Annotated in this window: 12 protein-coding genes and 1 pseudogene; 8 read left to right on the forward strand and 5 right to left on the reverse strand. The window is 71.3% G+C overall.

Annotation, left to right across the window (positions count from 1 at the left end):
- Positions 1–346: 346 nt before the first annotated feature.
- The gene (locus tag J8M50_RS28945; protein ID WP_010354211.1) at positions 347–1,282 is read right to left on the reverse strand and encodes a DUF389 domain-containing protein; all 936 of its coding nucleotides are present in this window, start codon (positions 1,280–1,282) and stop codon (positions 347–349) included.
- 9 nt (positions 1,283–1,291) lie between these two features.
- Positions 1,292–2,281, reverse strand: a complete 990-nt coding sequence (gene coaA, locus J8M50_RS28950) for a type I pantothenate kinase (RefSeq protein WP_010354210.1) — start codon at positions 2,279–2,281, stop codon at positions 1,292–1,294.
- Between the two features lie 155 nt (positions 2,282–2,436).
- On the opposite strand from coaA, the gene J8M50_RS28955 reads away from it, so the two are divergent.
- The 4 genes from J8M50_RS28955 (at position 2,437) to glmS (ending at position 8,278) form a co-directional block, all read left to right on the forward strand.
- A complete protein-coding gene (locus J8M50_RS28955) occupies positions 2,437–3,606 on the forward strand; it encodes a hypothetical protein (RefSeq protein ID WP_059045783.1) in 1,170 nt (389 codons plus the stop codon).
- Complete coding sequence (locus J8M50_RS28960; protein ID WP_141655586.1) at positions 3,606–4,814, forward strand: COG1361 family protein; 1,209 nt, start codon at positions 3,606–3,608, stop codon at positions 4,812–4,814. The genes J8M50_RS28955 and J8M50_RS28960 overlap by 1 nt, the downstream gene beginning before the upstream one ends.
- 470 nt (positions 4,815–5,284) lie before the next feature.
- On the forward strand, positions 5,285–6,319 hold the full coding sequence (locus J8M50_RS28965) for a COG1361 family protein (RefSeq protein WP_010351711.1): 1,035 nt from the start codon (positions 5,285–5,287) through the stop codon (positions 6,317–6,319).
- A gap of 111 nt (positions 6,320–6,430) precedes the next feature.
- Positions 6,431–8,278, forward strand: a complete 1,848-nt coding sequence (gene glmS / locus J8M50_RS28970) for a glutamine--fructose-6-phosphate transaminase (isomerizing) (protein WP_010351712.1) — start codon at positions 6,431–6,433, stop codon at positions 8,276–8,278.
- A 58-nt stretch (positions 8,279–8,336) separates the two neighbouring features.
- Here the strand turns inward: glmS and J8M50_RS28975 are convergent, their stop codons facing one another.
- Entirely contained in the window at positions 8,337–9,023 is a 687-nt protein-coding gene (locus J8M50_RS28975; RefSeq protein ID WP_010351713.1) for an SDR family oxidoreductase, read from the reverse strand.
- Positions 9,024–9,097: 74 nt separating this feature from the next.
- On the opposite strand from J8M50_RS28975, the gene J8M50_RS28980 reads away from it, so the two are divergent.
- Positions 9,098–9,670: a TetR/AcrR family transcriptional regulator gene (locus J8M50_RS28980; protein WP_029183571.1), complete on the forward strand. Its 573-nt coding sequence runs from the start codon at positions 9,098–9,100 to the stop codon at positions 9,668–9,670.
- A 51-nt stretch (positions 9,671–9,721) separates the two neighbouring features.
- Here J8M50_RS28980 and J8M50_RS28985 read toward each other — a convergent pair whose 3' ends face one another.
- Together J8M50_RS28985 and J8M50_RS28990 are read right to left on the reverse strand one after the other, a co-directional pair.
- Positions 9,722–10,126 (reverse strand): hypothetical protein, encoded by a 405-nt coding sequence (locus J8M50_RS28985; protein ID WP_010351715.1) that lies wholly within the window; start codon positions 10,124–10,126, stop codon positions 9,722–9,724.
- A gap of 146 nt (positions 10,127–10,272) precedes the next feature.
- A complete protein-coding gene (locus J8M50_RS28990) occupies positions 10,273–11,712 on the reverse strand; it encodes a bifunctional ADP-dependent NAD(P)H-hydrate dehydratase/NAD(P)H-hydrate epimerase (RefSeq protein ID WP_029183572.1) in 1,440 nt (479 codons plus the stop codon).
- A gap of 1,153 nt (positions 11,713–12,865) precedes the next feature.
- On the opposite strand from J8M50_RS28990, the pseudogene J8M50_RS50170 reads away from it, so the two are divergent.
- From J8M50_RS50170 to J8M50_RS29005, 3 genes and pseudogenes are all read left to right on the forward strand, one after another.
- Positions 12,866–13,048: pseudogene (locus J8M50_RS50170) on the forward strand (hypothetical protein); the annotation flags it as partial.
- A gap of 267 nt (positions 13,049–13,315) precedes the next feature.
- Complete coding sequence (locus tag J8M50_RS50175; RefSeq protein WP_010351719.1) at positions 13,316–14,995, forward strand: hypothetical protein; 1,680 nt, start codon at positions 13,316–13,318, stop codon at positions 14,993–14,995.
- Positions 14,996–15,093: 98 nt separating this feature from the next.
- Positions 15,094–16,317 carry an AAA family ATPase gene (locus J8M50_RS29005; protein WP_010351720.1) on the forward strand — a complete coding sequence of 408 codons (1,224 nt, stop codon included), beginning with the start codon at positions 15,094–15,096 and terminating at the stop codon, positions 16,315–16,317.
- The last annotated feature ends 290 nt before the right edge of the window (positions 16,318–16,607 follow it).

Below are 16,607 nucleotides of genomic sequence, written 5' to 3' on the forward strand. Positions count from 1 at the left end.
TGGGAGGTGGGGTGCTGCTCGGTGGTTGGGTGCAGGTCCGTCGTGGTTACTCGCGCAGTTCCCCGCGCCCCTAAAAACGTGGTGCGGGCCGGTGGTTGAGTGCGGGTGCGTCGTGGTTGCTCGCGCAGTTCCCCGCGCCCCTAAAAGACGTGGTTCCGTTCGGCAACCGGCAACCGGCAACCGGCAACCGGCAACCGGCAACCGGCAACCGGCTGCGTTGTAGTTGCTCTTGCGGCGGTAGCCGCGCATGTATGTGTTTCGCTGCTCGCAGTTGACCGCCGGTCCGCGCCCCGTCTTTTAGGGGCGCGGGGAACTGCGCGATCAGCCACGATGCTCCCGCAGTTGGCTACCCTCCCCCGCCCACCCCTTGCCTCCTCCACAGCCACTTCTGCACCAGCAGCGTTATTACCCCGGCCAGCACGATGCCCAAGAGGTTCAGTAGGAGTTGGGCCGTTGAGCCCCAGGTTTGGCTGGGGTCTCCGTATGTGAGGGCTACCGCTGCGTTTGCTGCTGCTGGGACTGTGGTGACCGAGATCGCTACTCCTACCAGGGCTCCCGATTTTGCTGATGTCAGGGAGAGGGTGCCTGCTGCTCCTGCCAGGAGCGCTACTACGAAGCTGAACGCGTCCGGCGCGTAGACGAACGCCGTGTTGGGGCGGTCGCCCTCCAGGTCGGACTCGTGGAACTGGTGTGTTGCGTCCATGAGCCAGCTGAAGGCAACTGTTAGGACCATTGCCACCGCGAAGCCGACCAAGAGGGCGGTCAGGGCGCGGAGCGCTAGGCGTGGGGCCTTGCGGACGATCGAGGTTGATAGCGCTGCCAGGGGGCCGAACTCCGGGCCCACCGCCATCGCGCCGACGATCAGGATCGCGTTGTCCAGCACGACTCCGCACGCCGCGATCATCGTCGCCAGCGTGAGGAAAGCGACGTACGTCCAGGAGAGCGTCGACTCCTCGTGGGTCGCGTCGGTGAGGTGTTCCCACAGGACCGCGTCCGCCCCCTCGCCCGGCGCCTCCGCTTCCGCCTTGTCCGCGCGGAGGGACAGGGAGAGGTCGATGTTCTCTACGGCGATGGAACCCGTGCGGTCCAGGCCGAGGTCTTGGAGGGCCGTGAGGAGTCCGTCGCCGGCCTCGCGGGCGACGTCGCACAGGACGACGTCGCCGGCGGGGTTGCGGGCGGCGCCGGGGAGGACGACCAGGTGGGTGGTGCCCACCGTCTTCTCGATGAGGCGGACCGCGTCGTCCGTGGTGTCGGGCGGGGTGATGAGGCGCAGGTGCAGCATCGGCGGCTTTCAGAGTTTGCGCAGGTGCAGGCGCTGGACCTTGTGGTCGGGCCCTTTGCGGACGATCAGGGTCGCACGGCCACGGGTCGGGGCGATGTTCTCCAGCAGGTTGGGCTTGTTGATGGTGCGCCAGAGGGTGCGGGCGTAGTCGAGGGCCTCGGGCTCGGAGACCTGCGTGTACTTGCGGAAGTACGAGTCCGGGTCCTGGAAAGCCGTGGCCCGGAGCTTGCGGAACCGGTTGAGGTACCAGCGCTCGATGTCGTCGGCGGCGGCGTCGACGTACACGCTGAAGTCGAAGTAGTCCGCGAGCCCGACCCGCGTACGGCCGTCCGTGCCCGGCAGGGCCGGCTGGAGGACGTTGAGGCCCTCGACGATGAGGATGTCGGGGCGGCGGACCGTCAGTTTCTCGTCCGGGACGATGTCGTAGATCAGGTGGGAGTAGACGGGGGCCGTCACCTCGTCCTTGCCCGCCTTGATGTCGGCGACGAAGCGTGTCAGGGCGCGGCGGTCGTACGACTCGGGGAAGCCCTTGCGGGACATCAGGCCCCGGGACTCCAGTTCGCGGGTGGGCAGCAGGAAGCCGTCCGTCGTGACCAGCTCGACGCGGGGGTGTTCCGGCCAGCGGGACAGGAGCGCCTGGAGGAGGCGGGCCACGGTGGACTTTCCTACGGCGACCGAACCGGCGACGCCTATCACGAACGGCGTACCCGACTGGGAACCCCGTTCGCCCAGGAACGTGTTGAGCGCGCCCCGCAGGCCGTCCGTGGCACCGACGTACAGGTTGAGGAGGCGGGAGAGCGGGAGGTAGATGTCCCGCACCTCGTCCAGGTCGATGACGTCGCCGAGGCCGCGCAGCTTCTCGACCTCCTCCGCCGTCAGTGACAGGGGGGTTTTGTTCCGCAGCGCGCTCCACTCGGAGCGGGTGAGGTCGAGGTAGGGAGTCGCCTCCGGCCTGTGCCGGTGGGCGCTCCGGGGGATCGGGGAGACCGGAGAGATCACAGTCCATTGTTAACGGAGTTTGAACGGGGCGGGAGGTGGGGTCCGTCACGCCGGGGGCCAAGTCGCGTACAACCGTTGCTGTGTGCCGGCTGTCCAACGGGGCACTTCGGGCTGCATGGGAGATGAGGGGGCGCGGTATGCGTGGTGGGCCAGGCGTGGTGAGAGCGTTCGCGGTGGGGGCCGTGGCGGTGTTGCTGGGGGCCGTCGGGGTGACGGGGGCCGGGGCGGAGACGGCTTCTCCCTCGCCGTCCATTTCCGGATCGCCGTCGCCGTCCGTGTCGCCGTCGTCCAGCGGGTCGCCGTCCGCGCGGGCCGTCGCCGATCCCGTGGACGTGCGGATGTCGATCGGCTTCCCGCCCGGCGATGTCGCTCCCGGCAGCCGGGTCTTCCTCACGGCCAAGGCGGCGATCGTCAGTGGGGCGCCGGCCAAGCTGACGGCGGTCTTCCGGATTCCGGCCGGGATGGAGTACCTCTCCGACCAGTCGGACCATGACGAGACCAAGGAGTGCGCGAACTCCGCCGACAAGCGGACCGTGACCTGTACGTCGCAGTACACCCCGGCGCATGGGCTGTCGTACCGGCTCCAGATGATGCTCAGTGACCATGTGAAGCCCGGCACCGACCTGCCGATCACTGCCACGGCCGCCACCGGCGACGAGCCGGACGCGAATCCGGCCGACAACACGGCGTCGACGACCCTCCAGGTGCGTACGGGGGCCGACTTCGGGGTGAAGTGGTTCTCCCCGAAGACGTCCGTGAAGCCGGGGGAGTCGGTCACGACGAAGCTGGTCGTCACCAACCACTCCGACCGGACCTCTCGGGGGCCCGGGGGCGTGGAGATGTCGACCCTCAACGCCGGCCAGCCGCTCTGGCCGTACGAGTCGCCCGGACTGCCCTGCTGGGCCGACAACTACCACTGGATCTGCGAGTGGGAGGCGGGGTTCGCCCCGGGGGAGAGCCGCACCTTCGTCTTCAAGTGGCGGTTCCCCGCCGACAGCGCCGGGAAGACGGTGCAGGCGTGGGCCGGGACCCTCTTCGACGACGCCGACGACCCGGTGCGCGGCAACGACAGCGATGAGCTGGTCTTCAAGATCGGCAAGGTGTCCGGTACGCCGTCGCCGACACCCAGCGCTTCCGCCTCCGTCTCCGCTTCTCCCACGCCGACCTCCACGCCCACTCCCGCGCCGTCGGGGCTCGGCGGGGGCGGCAACCTCGCGGCCACCGGTGCCGGGGTCGGGCCCGAGGTGCTGGGCGGGGCCGTTGGGATGGTCGTCGTCGGGGGTGCGCTGTTCGTTCTCGTGCAGAGGCGGAGGCGGGTGCGGTGATGCTCGGGCGGGGAGTGTGGGTCGCTGCGGCGGCCGGGGTGGCGGTGGTGTCGCTGGCCGTGGGGCCGGTGGCTCGGGCGGAGGGGGGTTCGGGGTCGCCGTCTCCTTCGCCGTCGTCGTCCTCGTCGTCTGAGGGGCCGGGTACGCCGTCGCCGTCCGGGACGGGTACGTCCAGTCCGGCGCCGTCCGTGTCGCCGTCCGCGTCCGCGCGGGCCGAGCCTCATATCGACGCCACCACCCGGATGTGGCCCGACCTCGGGACCCTCTGGGCCGGGGAGTCGTTCGGGATCTGGGCCATCGCGGAGAACCTCTACGACACGACGCCGCAGCTCGCGCTGAAGCTGACGTTGCCCGAGGGGGTGACGTACGAGGGGAACATGGCCGGGCAGACGAACGGGACCTGTACGCCGTCCGGGGCGCGGGTGTTGACCTGTCTCGCCGATGACGGGAACACCAAGGAGGTCACGGCGAAGATCAAGGTCAAGGTCGGTGCCGGGCTGCCGCCGATGACCGACCTGAAGTTCACGGCGGTCGCGGACATCGGGGACACCGTCGACCCCAACCCCTCGAACAACAGCATCGATTCGACGGTCACCGTCATGGAGAAGGCCGATGTCGGGGTCGAGTGGAGCATGACGCCGTCGGGGCCCGTCGCGGCCGGGACGGAGGTGAAGACCGTGTTCACCGTGACCAACCACGGGCCCGGGGTCTCGCGGGTCGGGACCGTGAAGTTCTATCCGGGGTTCGACTACTGGCCCACGAGCGCGCCGGTGTATCCGCCGTGCTGGACCGATCCCGGGGTGATCATCTGCGACCGGGCGGGGGACATGGCGCCGGGGGAGACCTTCTCGTACACGTTCACGTGGAAGTTCCCGAAGAAGGCGGTGGGGACGACGTACCGGATGCGGGGTGAGCTGTACGGGGCCAGTCGGCACGATCCCGTCGCCGCGAACGACCAGGCGGATGCGGTGTTCAGGATCGTGAAGGCGGGGGCTTCGGCCGGGCCCACACCGTCGGCGTCCGCCACGCCTTCCTCGCGGCCCGCGCCCGCGCCTTCGGCCGCCGGGGGCGGGGGGAATCTCGCGTCCACCGGGGCCGGGGGTCTGGGGCCGGTGCTGTGGGGTGCGGTGGGGGCGGTCGTCCTCGGCGGGGCGCTGTTCGCGGTGGTGGGGACCAGGGTGCGACGACGTGCTCTGGACGAGCGGTAGAGGACTGAGGGAGGAACGGGATGTCTGTACGAGGGGGACGTGCCGCTGTTGCGGTGGGCGCGGCGGCGTTGGCGTTGCTGGCGGGGCCGGGGGCGGGGGCCTGGGCGGCGGACGGGGGTGGGCCGGGGGCGGCTGGGTCTGGGTTTGGCTCTGCCGGGGCCGGGGCCGGACCCGGGGCGGAGTTGGCGGGGCAGGGGGCTGCCGGGGCGAGGTCGGTCGGGGCCGGTCGAGGGCCGGGCGGGTCGGGGGCGGCCGGGGTCGGGGCGGGGGAGGCGTTGGGTGGTGTGCCCGCGCCTGGGGCGGGTGGGACCGGGTCGGGGGCCGGGTCTGCCGGGTCCGAGGTCCGGGCTGGGGAGGCGTCGAGTGGGACGCCGGCACCTGGGGCGGGTGGCGTGCCCGTGCCGGGGGCGGGGATTGAGCCGGTGCCCGGTACCGCGCCCGAGCCCGAGCCCGGGGCTGAGCCTGCGCCCGTGCCCGGTGGTGTACCCGCTCCTGCGCCGGATGGTGTACCCGCGCCTGGTGCCGGGGGCGGGCCGGGTAAGGCGCCCGTACCGGTCGATGTCATATCGCGGCTCTACCCCGACGACGACCTCATCGCGCCCGGCCGGCCGCTGGACATCCGGGCCGTCGCGGACGTCGAGAAGGGGAGCGTGACGAAGCTCGGGCTCACCTTGAAGCTGCCCGCCGGGGTCACGTACGTGAAGGATCTCGACAACGCGAGCAACGGGGTCTGCAAGCCGTCCGCCGACGGGCGGAGCGTCAGCTGTGTGCCGGCCCAGGGGCTGGAGCTGCTGTCGGCGTACCTGCGGGTCAAGGTCGGTGCGGACGTGGCGCCCGGTACGGAGCTGGTGTTCACCACGACCGCCGATATCGGGGACGCGGTCGACAGCGCGCCGGAGAACAACGTCGCGTCGGCGAAGGTCGGGGTCAGGGTGCCCGCCGACCTCGGGATCGAGTGGACCACCGCGCCCAAGGGGCCGGTGAAGGTCGGTGAGTCCGTGCCGACGGAGGTGACCGTCACCAACCACGGTCCCGGGCCGGTCCGGGTCAATGCCGCACACCTCAATATCGGTTTCGACTACTGGCCCGAGCTCGGTTACGACAGTGCCTGTGTGGCCGACCCGGGTGTCCTGTACTGCGACATCGAGAAGGACCTCGAACGCGGCGAGTCCGTGAAGTTCGCGTTCACCTGGAAGTTCCCCAAGAAGGCGGCGGGTACGGTCTTCCGGGTGCCGACCCGGATCTACAGCTCCAGCCCGCTGGACGGCAACCGGACGAACGACCGTACGGAGCTGGTGTTCAGGATCGCGAAGCCGGGGACTCCGAAGCCCACCCCCACTCCGACCCCGACCACCTCGCCGTCGTCGATGCCGTCCCCGGCGGGCGGCGGAGGCCAACTCGCCGCGACCGGCGCCGGGTTCCCGGTGGCCGGGCTCACGGCGGGCGCGGGTGCGCTGGTCCTGACGGGCGGCGCACTCGTCGTACGGCGGCGGCGTTCGTCGTAAGGCGTTCTCGTGAGGTCTGTTCCCGCCGGGGTGCGAAAACCCGGCGGGAATTTCCGATATCGGGCACGCTGGACCCTGTTTTGGTGCTGGAACCGGCCTAGGCTGCCGCGCATGTGCGGAATCGTGGGATACGTGGGGTCTCAGTCGGCGCTCGATGTCGTGATGGGGGGACTGAAGCGGCTGGAGTATCGCGGGTACGACTCGGCAGGGGTGGCCGTGCCTGCGGACGGGGGGCTCGCCTCCGCCAAGCGGGCCGGGAAGCTCGTCAATCTGGAGAAGGAACTGGTGCAGCGGCCGTTGCCGGCCGGGGGGACGGGGATCGGGCACACGCGGTGGGCGACCCATGGCGGGCCGACCGACGCCAACGCCCATCCGCACCTCGACAACGCCGGCCGCGTCGCCGTCGTCCACAACGGGATCATCGAGAACTTCGCCGCGCTGCGGGCCGAACTCGCCGAGCGCGGGCACGCGTTGGTGTCCGAGACCGACACCGAGGTCGTCGCGCACCTGCTCGCCGAGGAGTTCTCGGGGTGCGCGGACCTCGCGGAGGCGATGCGGCTCGTGTGCCGGCGCCTGGAGGGCGCGTTCACGCTGGTCGCCGTGCACGCGGACGAGCCGGACGTCGTCGTCGGCGCCCGGCGCAACTCGCCGCTGGTCGTGGGGGTCGGCGAGGGGGAGGCGTTCCTCGCGTCCGACGTCGCCGCGTTCATCGCGCACACCCGCTCCGCGATCGAGCTGGGGCAGGACCAGGTCGTCGAGCTGCGCCGCGACCGGGTCACCGTCACCGGGTTCGACGGGGCGCCGGCCGCCGTCCGCTCGTACCACGTCGACTGGGACGCCTCCGCCGCCGAGAAGGGCGGGTACGACTACTTCATGCTCAAGGAGATCGCCGAGCAGCCGAAGGCGGTCGCCGACACGCTGCTCGGGCGGATCGACGGTGCCGGGTCGCTCGTGCTCGACGAAGTCCGTATCTCCGCCTCCGAGTTGAGGGAGGTCGACAAGGTCGTCATCGTCGCCTGCGGGACCGCCTTCCACGCCGGGCTCATCGCGAAGTACGCGATCGAGCACTGGACGCGGATTCCCTGTGAGGTGGAGCTGGCGAGCGAGTTCCGGTACCGGGATCCCATTCTCGACGGGCGGTCGCTGGTCATCGCGATCTCGCAGTCGGGGGAGACGATGGACACGCTGATGGCGCTGCGGCACGCCCGCGAGCAGGGGTCCAAGGTGCTCGCCATCTGCAACACCAACGGGTCGACCATCCCCCGCGAGTCCGACGCCGTCCTCTACACGCACGCCGGGCCCGAGGTCGCCGTCGCCTCCACCAAGGCGTTCCTGACGCAGCTCGTCGCCTGCTACCTCGTCGCCCTGTACCTCGGGCAGGTGCGCGGGACGAAGTGGGGGGACGAGATCCGGGCCGTCGTGCGGGACCTCGCGCGGATCTCCGGGGAGGTCGAGCGGGTGCTCGAAACGATGGAGCCCGTACGGGAGTTGGCGCGGTCGCTGGCCGACAAGAAGACGGTGCTGTTCCTCGGGCGGCATGTGGGATACCCCGTCGCGCTGGAAGGGGCGCTGAAACTCAAGGAGTTGGCGTACATGCACGCCGAGGGGTTCGCTGCGGGGGAGTTGAAGCACGGGCCCATCGCCCTCATCGAGGACGACCTTCCCGTCGTCGTGGTCGTGCCCTCGCCCCGGGGGCGGTCCGTGCTGCACGACAAGATCGTGTCCAACATCCAGGAGATCCGGGCGCGGGGGGCTCGGACGATCGTCATCGCGGAGGAGGGGGACGAGGCGGTGGTGCCGTACGCGGATCATCTCGTGCGGATTCCCGCTACGCCGACGTTGCTTCAACCGCTGGTGGCCACCGTGCCGTTGCAGGTGTTCGCGTGTGAGCTGGCTACGGCTCGGGGGAACGAGGTGGATCAGCCTCGGAACCTGGCGAAGTCGGTGACGGTGGAGTAGGGGGCGGGGTCGGCCCGTCGGGGGAGTCCGGCGGGCCGTCGCTTTTTGGAGCTCGGGGTCAGGCGACCGTCATTCCGCCGTCCACCGGCAGGATCGAGCCCGTGACGTACTCCGCGCCGATCAGGTAGCGGATCGCCTCCGCGACGTCCGCCGGGTCGCCGACCCTGCCCGCCGGGACCGTGTCGGCCGCCGCCTTGAACTGGGCCTGCCTGGCGTCCTCCGGGAGGAAGGACCACCACGGGGTGTCGACGGCTCCGGGGGAGACCGCGTTGACGCGGACGGGGGCGAGTTCGGCGGCCAGGGGAGACACGGCGCGCTCGATCGCGCCGTTCACCGCGGCCAGCGCGGTCGTGCCGGCCAGGGCCGAGCGGGCCGTGGCCGCCGAGAGGAGGGTGATCGAGCCCGTGACCTCGGCCTGCTGGATCGCGAACAGGTACGGGAACAGCTTGCCCTCGAACGCGGCGCGTACGTCGGTGAGTTCGACGTCGGCGAGGGGGCCGAGGCCGACCGCGCCGGGGCTGAACGCGAGGACCAGGTGGTCGATCGGGCCGGTCCGGGTGAAGAACTCCGCGACCTCGGTCTCGTCGGTGGCGTCCAGACGTACCGCCGTCGCCGGGATGTCGCGCGCGGCGTCGAGCCTCGCGGGGTCGCGGCCCGTGACGGTCACCTCCGCGCCGTCCGCCGCGAGCGCCTTCGCCGTGGCGAGGCCTATGCCGGAGGTTCCGCCCATGATCACTACACGCATGACAGTGCACCTTCTTTTCGGGACGTGGCGTCTCGTTTTTATATCGAGACGTGTCGTCTTGTAAAGTGGCGGGCATGACGGGTGAACGACGGCCGGGCAGGCCGCGCAGTGCGCAGGCGCGGGGGGCGGTGCTCGCGGCGGCGATGGAGGGGCTGCGGGAGCACGGGTTCGCCGCGCTGACCATCGAGGGGATCGCCGCGCGGGCGGGGGTGGGGAAGCAGACGATCTACCGCTGGTGGCCGTCGAAGGCGGACGTGGTCCTCGATGCGCTGCTCGATCGCGTGGAGGAGGGGATTCCGGTGCCGGACGAGGGGTCGTTGGCGGCGGATCTCACGGCGTTCCTCGCCGCGACGTTCAGGGAGAGCCATCATCGTCCCGTCCTGGTGGGGTTGATGGCTCAGGCCCTGCTCGATCCGGTCTTCGCGGCGGCCTTCCGGGAGCGGTTCCTGTTCAGCCGGCGGGCGGTGTTGCGGGAGTTGCTGGACCGGGCGGTGGGGCGGGGGGAGGTCGCGGGGGATGTGGACCCGGAGCTGCTGATCGACACGGTGTACGGGGTGTTGTGGTACCGGATGATGCTGGGGCACGCGGCGTTGGACGAGGCGGCGAGCCGGGAGCTGGCGGCGCTGGTGGTGAAGGCGGCGGGGTGAGGCGGGGTCGCGCGCCGGGGTGTATCCGGTCCGGCGCGCGACGTGGAGCGGCTAGGCGATGCCCGTACCGACTCCCTTGCCCTCGTCGTTGGTGTTGTCGCCCCAGTACTCGTAGACGATGACGGTGACGGGGGTTTCCTCGATGTAGTAGTTGCCCTGGATCGACGCGCAGTGGCCGTCGTTGGACGGGTCGGACTGGATGAGCCAGACGCTCGTGCCGTTGTTGTTGCCGTAGACCTGGGCCCTGATGCCGCGCCCGTCCGACTTGTTGTCGCAGACGGTGAGCTTCTCGATGCCGGGCTGGCCGTTGAGGTCGGCGTCGAAGAACGCGGCTCCGCTGCGGTTGGTGGTGTAGACCCAGCCGCTGTTTTCGGATGCCTGTGCCTGGGTGCCGAGGCCCATCGTGGCGGTCAGGGCGAGCCCGGCGACGAGCGAGGCGTTTCTCACGGCTTTCATGGTTTCCTCCCGTTGGCGTGAAGAGGTTGACGTGAAGGTGCCGACTATCCGGGGAGGGGAGGGCGTCTGTCGTTGGCGGAGCGTCCACACTTGATTGGCGAAGCGTCCAGGGCTGCGCGGTGGCTTGGAGGATGTGACACAGGTTCTTACGCGCCGCGTCCGCTCACGTTCCGCCACGCTTCCGGCAGCGCCTCCGCCACGTCGTACGCCGTGGTCGGCGCCCCCTTCGCCGCGAACCGCCCCGCGAGGCCGTGCAGGTACGCGCCCGTGCTTGCCGCGTCCAGTGGTGGCAGGCCCGCCGCCAGGAGGGAGCCCGTGAGGCCGGACAGGACGTCGCCGCTGCCTGCTGTTGCCAGCCAGGGGGTGCCTGTGGGGTTTACCCGTACCGTGCCTGTCGCGTTGGCGATCAGGGTGGTTGCTCCCTTGAGGAGGACCGTCGCCTTGTAGCGTGCCGCCAACTCCCTTGCCGCTGACAGGCGTTCGGCCTCCACCTGGTCCCGGGGGATGCCCAGGAGGGCTGCCGCCTCGCCCGCGTGCGGGGTGAGCAGGGTCGGTGCTGTGCGGCTGCGTACCGTTGCCGCGTCCGCCAGGCGTAGGCCGTCCGCGTCGATCAGGACGGGGACGTCGTCCAGGGCGAGGATCTCGGCGACCGGGCCCGCGTCGTCGCCGGCGCCCGGGCCCGTCACCCAGGCCTGGACGCGGCCCGCGTTCTTCGGGCCCCGGTCCGTGACCAGGGTCTCCGGGAAGCGGGCGAGGACCGCGTCCCCGGCGGGGCCGACGTACCGTACCGCTCCCGCGCCGCCCCGTAGCGCCCCGGCGACGGCGAGGACCGCGGCGCCGGGGTAGCGCCCCGAGCCTGCCGCGATGCCGACAACTCCCCTGCGGTACTTGTCACTTGACGCGCCGGGGCGGGGGAGGAGGTGGGCGACGTCGGCGTGCTGGAGGGCCTCGGCGTCGGGGTTCTCGGGCAGGTCTAGGCCGATGTCGACTAGGCGGACGACTCCGGCGTACTCCCGTGCGGGGTCGATCAGCAGGCCCGGCTTGTGCGTGCCGAATGTGACCGTCAGGTCGGCGCGGACGGCTGCGCCGGGGACCTCGCCGGTGTCCGCGTCTACGCCGCTGGGGAGGTCGACGGCGATGACGGGGACGCGGAACTCCTCGACGACGCGCACGACTTGCGCGGCGTCCTCCCTCAACCCGCCTCGGCCGCCGATGCCTACGATGCCGTCGACGACCAAGTCGGCGTTGCGGACGGCGAGTTCGGCGCCGTCGGTTCCGGTGACCCGACCCCCGGCCCGCACCAGCGCCTGGAGTCCCCCCTCGTGCACCTTGAGTGGCGACAACAGCACGGCCGTCACCCCCGCGCCCCGCCGCGCGAGCCGGGCGCCCGCGTACAGCGCGTCGCCCCCGTTGTCCCCGCTTCCGACGAGCAGTACGACCCGCCGCCCGTACACCCGCCCCATCAACTCCCCACAGGCAACGGCAAGTCCAGCGGCGGCCCGCTGCATCAACGCCCCCTCGGGCACGCGGGCCATCAACTCGCCCTCGACTCGGCGGACGGTCTCTACGCGGTAAGCGGTACGCATGCGTCCAGTCTGCACCGGGCGGGTGGGGTGGGGGAGGAGGCGGGGGTGTCCCCGGGGCGGGGTTGAGGGCCCTGCGGGCGCGCGGGGGGTTTGGGGGTGGGTCGGGGGTGCCGGGGGTGCGGCGAGCCCGTCGCGGACGGTGTTGGGCGGTGGGGTGGACCGAGCCGTGGGCTGTGGTCTTCGTAAGCGACGGGCTGCGCCGCACCCCCGGCACCCCGCTTCCCGCCGTACGCGGCTCTCCCGCTATACGGGACAGGCCGGGACGGACCCGCCATTCACGGCCCGCCCGCCATGCCGGTCAGGCGGGGCGGGCTCGCCGGTTGCGGCTCTCCCGCCGTCTGGGTGCGGTGGGGGTGGGCCCGCCGGTTGCGGGTCTCCCGCCGTACGAGGGAGGCGGGGCGGGCGCGCTGTTTGCGGGTCTCCCGCCGTACGGGTCAGGCAGGGGCGGGCTCGCCGTTCGCGGGTCTCCCGCCGTACGGGGCAGGCCGAGGCGGACCCGCCGTCCGCCGGTCTTCCGCCGTCCGGGGCAGGCGGGGCGGGCTCGCCGGGTGCGGCTCTCCCGCCGTGCGGGTGCATTCCGAGGGTGGAGAGGTGGGGGGTCGGTGACCCGAGGGGTTGGGTGGCGCTTGTGTCATTGGGGGTGGGGCCGCTCTGAGGGGCTGCGGGGTGGGCTTGGCCTGGGAGTCGTTGGCCGTAGGGCGGGTTTGGCCAGAGGCAGCGTGTGTGGGGCGATCGGGCTCGTCGGGCGGGGGTTGTGCCGCTGGGAGGGGCGTACCTCGGGGCGGTGAGTTGTGGGGTGGGTTTGGAGCGGGAGCGGGAGCGGGAGCGGCGAGGCGAGGGGCTGGCGAGCCGGGTGGTGCTCGTGTCGCTGGGGGCCATGACGGAAGCGGTGGGCTGAGCGGTGGGCCTGGCCCGGGGGTGCTGATCTGTTGGGCGGGTCTGGTGCGGGGGCGGTGAGTTGCGGGGTGGGTCGGACCGAGAGCGGCGCGTTGCTGTGGACGCTCGTGCGGTGGCTCGGGGTGGTGGCATGGATTGCGCAGCCCTCCGAAGCGCCCGCGCTCGGGTCGGTGCCATGGGGCTCGCCGTCTTCGAAGTGCTCGCGCTCGGCGCGGTGAGCTGTGAGGTGAGTCCAGTCCGGGGCGGTGAGTTGTGGGTGGGCCTCGGGTTCTGGCTGGTCGCCGCCTGCTACTGCTCCGAGGAGGCCGTCGGGCAGGGCTCCGCCGCCATCGCCGCGATGCGGCTGCTCGCGAGCATCACGGCGACGGCGATGATCGGCGCGGTCGTCCGGTTCGTCCCGTGCGTGGGGGCGGGCTCATTCCGAGAACCGTGGGCTGCCGGTGAACCTCCCCCGAGAGCGGTGCGCTGGTGCGGTCGCTCGGGGTGGTGGCATGACCTCGCCGCCTTCGAAGCCGTAGCCCCGAAACGCCTGCCTGTCCGTTCGCCGAGTCCGTCCACCTGCCTGTCCGTTCGCCTGTGCACGCCCGACTTACCCCCCGCTGCGAAAACCCCTTGCCCTCCCACCACCCACCACGGTTACGATCCCCTCGATGACTACCTCTTCTCTCATGAGATTGGGGGCCCCGTCCGCTCAAGGTGAGTGCTGATGGCACCTCACCTCACGGACGGCACCCTCTTCTGGCCGCGAGTACGTCGTTACGCCGTACCGCCTGCCATGATCAAGACCGCTACGGCTCGCCGGGAGACCGGGGACTGGGCCGGGGCCTGTGCTGCGGCGCGTGTGGAAGTGGACCTGGATCTCGGGTCTGCGAAACGGGCGTACGGCACGGCAGTGGTGACTCAACTCCGTTCAGATCTACGGCACTTCGCGCCCGATCTGCTGCGCTGGCACATGCCGAGGGCCGCGCCGGACGGTCTTCTGAGGCCGGCCCTGACTATTCCGCTGGCCCGGTACGACGCGGATGGTCGACCCCTGTGGCTCGTCGTTCGTACGCCGCCCGCGTGGGCGGATGCGGGGCAGCGTCTGAGCCTTGCGCTGTGGGACGGCGATCTTGCCGGGGATGTGCTGGCCCGGCGTCATCCACACCCCCACCCCAGCCGACGTTTCCGTCTCGACCTGCACCGGCATCTGTGGGACGCCCGCAGGGTCGGTGAACTGGCGGAACGCTCGTCCGCCGACGACCAGCACGCGACGCGTCGCTGGCTTGCCGAGGCTGCCTTCCTGCTGGATGCCGAGGGGCTTCCGGCGGGGCCGGTGGAAGTGCGGGCGGGTGGGTGGCGGGGGGTGGTGGATACACGGGAATCGCTGCCAGGGGGTGGGGAGTTCGCGGCGTACGGTGAACCGGGTGGCGGGGTGCGGGGGTTCGCATCGCGCGTCGAACGTCCGGGCCGCGTAGGCGAGTTCGCTTTGTGCGCCGAATCGGCGGGCTGGGTGAGGGAGTTCGCGTCGCATGCCGAGCAGTTGGACCGTGTAAGCGGGTTTGTGTCGCATGCCGAGCACTCGGGCCGTGTAAGCGGGTTTGTGTCTCGCGCCGAACCACCGGGCCGTGTAAGCGGGTTTGTGTCGGGCCTCGAACCGCCGGGCCGCCTAGGCAAGTTCGCGTCGGACCTCGAATCGCCGCGCCACGTAAGCGAGTTCGCGTCCTACCCCGGATCACCCGGCCACCCGAGCGAGTTCGCCTCGTACATCGAACTGCCCCCTCCCGTACGGGAGTTCACGCCTCCCCCGCGCACCCTCCCTCTCCTCCCCGACGCCTCCACCCACCCCCTCCCCGACCTCGTCCTCCTCCGCGCGGGCGCCATCGATCCCGGTGACCTGCATCCCCTCGTCGCCGACGCGTTGGCTCCCGGGTGTCCTCGTCCCTCCACCCCGCCGCCCGATCAATCGCACCGCTTCGTCGACTGCCGGGGCGAGCGGCACCGTATCGGCTTCGTCGGGGGTGTGCTCGCGCCGCTCGATCACTCGCCCGAACAGCTCCGCCGGGAGGCGCTGTTGATGGCGTTGGCCGGAACTCCCTTGCCCTGTCTGCGTGTTATCGACGAGGCGCATCGTCGGCCTGATTGCCTGACCGGTGTTCGGGAGCGGCTGGAGCACGGGGACATCGCCGGTGCGCTCGATGTCGTGGAGGAACTCCTCGGTCCTGGCGCCGTGTTGAGGGACGGGCCGCTCAAGGACGCGTTGGCGGAGGCGGCCGAGCGGCGGGTCGTGTACGGGCTGTACCGGGCCGGGTTGGGCGAGGGCGCGCCCGAGCGTACGCGGGAGCAGTGGACCGGGCGGAGGCGCCGGCCTCGGCGGTACTCGCGGCGGCCTCAGCTCAAGAAGTAAGCCCAAGAAGTAAGCCCAAGAAGTAAGTCCCACCCCGCTGTTCAACCCTTCCCTTTCCGGTCCGAGTGGACCCCTTCTCCCCGAAACGGTGATCACCCATGCCCGAAAACTCTCAACTCTCCCTCGCCGACGATCTGTTGGCCCTCCTCTCCGACACGAACACCGAACCCCGCCCCGACATGCAGCTGGAGGCGTTGACCCTCGCCGTCGCCGCCGATCTCCCCGTCCTCCTCTGGGGCGAGCCCGGTATCGGCAAGACCGCCGCGCTCAATCAGCTCGCCGAGTCCCTCGGGCTCCCCCTCACGACCGTCATCGCCAGCGTCCACGAACCCTCCGACTTCTCGGGGCTGCCGGTCGTCGGTGACGACCCCGCCGTCCAGGGTGTCCCGATGGCCCCGCCCGACTGGGCGGTCCAACTCGTGCGCGCCGGGAAGGGGTTGCTCTTCCTCGACGAGCTGTCCACCGCGCCGCCCGCCGTCCAGGCCGCGCTGCTGCGGCTCGTGCTGGAGCGGCGGATCGGTACGTTGCGGCTGCCGGCCGGCGTACGGATCGTGGCCGCCGCGAATCCGAGGTCCTCGGCGGCGGACGGGTGGGAGCTGAGCGCTCCGCTCGCGAACCGGTTCGTGCACCTTCAGTGGGTGCACGATCATGAGGTCGTCGTGCGGGGGCTCGGTGGGACGTGGCCGCGTGCGAGCCTTCCCGTGCTTGACGCCGGGCGGCTGGCCGAGGCGGTCGAGTATGCGCGGCGCGCGGTGTGCGGGTTGCTGGAGGTGCGGCCGAAGCTGGTGCATCAGTTGCCGAGCGCGGAGACCCGGCGGGGTGGTGCGTGGCCCTCGCCGCGGAGTTGGGACATGGCGCTGCGGTTGATCGCGTTCGCGCGGGCTGCGGGGTCGTCCCGGGAGGTGCTGTCGTTCCTCGTCCGGGGGACCGTCGGTGACGGGCCCGGCCTCGAACTCCTCGCCTGCGTCGACCGCATGGACCTGCCGGACCCGGAGACGGTCCTCGCGGACCCTGCCAACGCCGAGTTGCCCCGCCGGGGTGACCTCCGTCAGGCGGTCCTGGACGGCGTCGTCGAGGCGGTCCGCAACCGGCCGACGCGGGCTCGGTGGGATTCGGCGTGGTCGGTGCTGGTGCGTGCGCTGGAGACGGGGGCACCGGATCTGGTTGTCGTGCCGGCGACGACGTTGGCTTCGTTGCGGGAGGAGGAGTGGGAGGTGCCGGGGGAGATTGAGCGGTTGGCGGGGGTGGTGGAGTTGTCGCGGGGGGCGGATCGGGTGATGGCCCGGGTTATGGGCAAGGAGAAGGCGGGGGTGGGGCGTTGAGGGGGGAGGTGGCGGGGGTGACTTCGACGCCGGATCAGGGTTGGACGGGGGGTCAGGTGGCGGGCGGGACTTCAGCGCCGGATCGGGGTTGGACGGGGGATCAGGCGGCGGGTGTGGCTTCGACGCCGGGTCAGGGGCGGACCGGGGGCTGGGTTACGGGTGTGGCTTCGACGCCGGATCAGGGCCGGACCGGGGACCAGGCTGCGGGTGGGACTTCGGCGCCGGGTCAGAGCTGGGCGGGGGATCAGATGATGAGCGGGACCCGTATGCCGGACCACCCGGCGAGTGTG

Source organism: Streptomyces acidiscabies, assembly GCF_020010905.1.
Classification (GTDB): Bacteria; Actinomycetota; Actinomycetes; order Streptomycetales; family Streptomycetaceae; genus Streptomyces; species Streptomyces acidiscabies.

Bases quoted from the DNA above. Each gene is read 5' to 3' on its own strand.
- J8M50_RS28975 (WP_010351713.1), bottom strand. From the start codon at position 9,023: ATGCGTGTAGTGATCATGGGCGGAACCTCCGGCATAGGCCTCGCCACG.
- J8M50_RS28990 (WP_029183572.1), bottom strand. From the start codon at position 11,712: ATGCGTACCGCTTACCGCGTAGAGACCGTCCGCCGAGTCGAGGGCGAG.
- J8M50_RS50175 (WP_010351719.1), top strand. From the start codon at position 13,316: ATGGCACCTCACCTCACGGACGGCACCCTCTTCTGGCCGCGAGTACGT.
- J8M50_RS28980 (WP_029183571.1), top strand. From the start codon at position 9,098: ATGACGGGTGAACGACGGCCGGGCAGGCCGCGCAGTGCGCAGGCGCGG.
- J8M50_RS28945 (WP_010354211.1), bottom strand. From the start codon at position 1,282: ATGCTGCACCTGCGCCTCATCACCCCGCCCGACACCACGGACGACGCG.
- glmS (WP_010351712.1), top strand. From the start codon at position 6,431: ATGTGCGGAATCGTGGGATACGTGGGGTCTCAGTCGGCGCTCGATGTC.
- J8M50_RS28960 (WP_141655586.1), top strand. From the start codon at position 3,606: ATGCTCGGGCGGGGAGTGTGGGTCGCTGCGGCGGCCGGGGTGGCGGTG.
- J8M50_RS29005 (WP_010351720.1), top strand. From the start codon at position 15,094: ATGCCCGAAAACTCTCAACTCTCCCTCGCCGACGATCTGTTGGCCCTC.
- J8M50_RS28985 (WP_010351715.1), bottom strand. From the start codon at position 10,126: ATGAAAGCCGTGAGAAACGCCTCGCTCGTCGCCGGGCTCGCCCTGACC.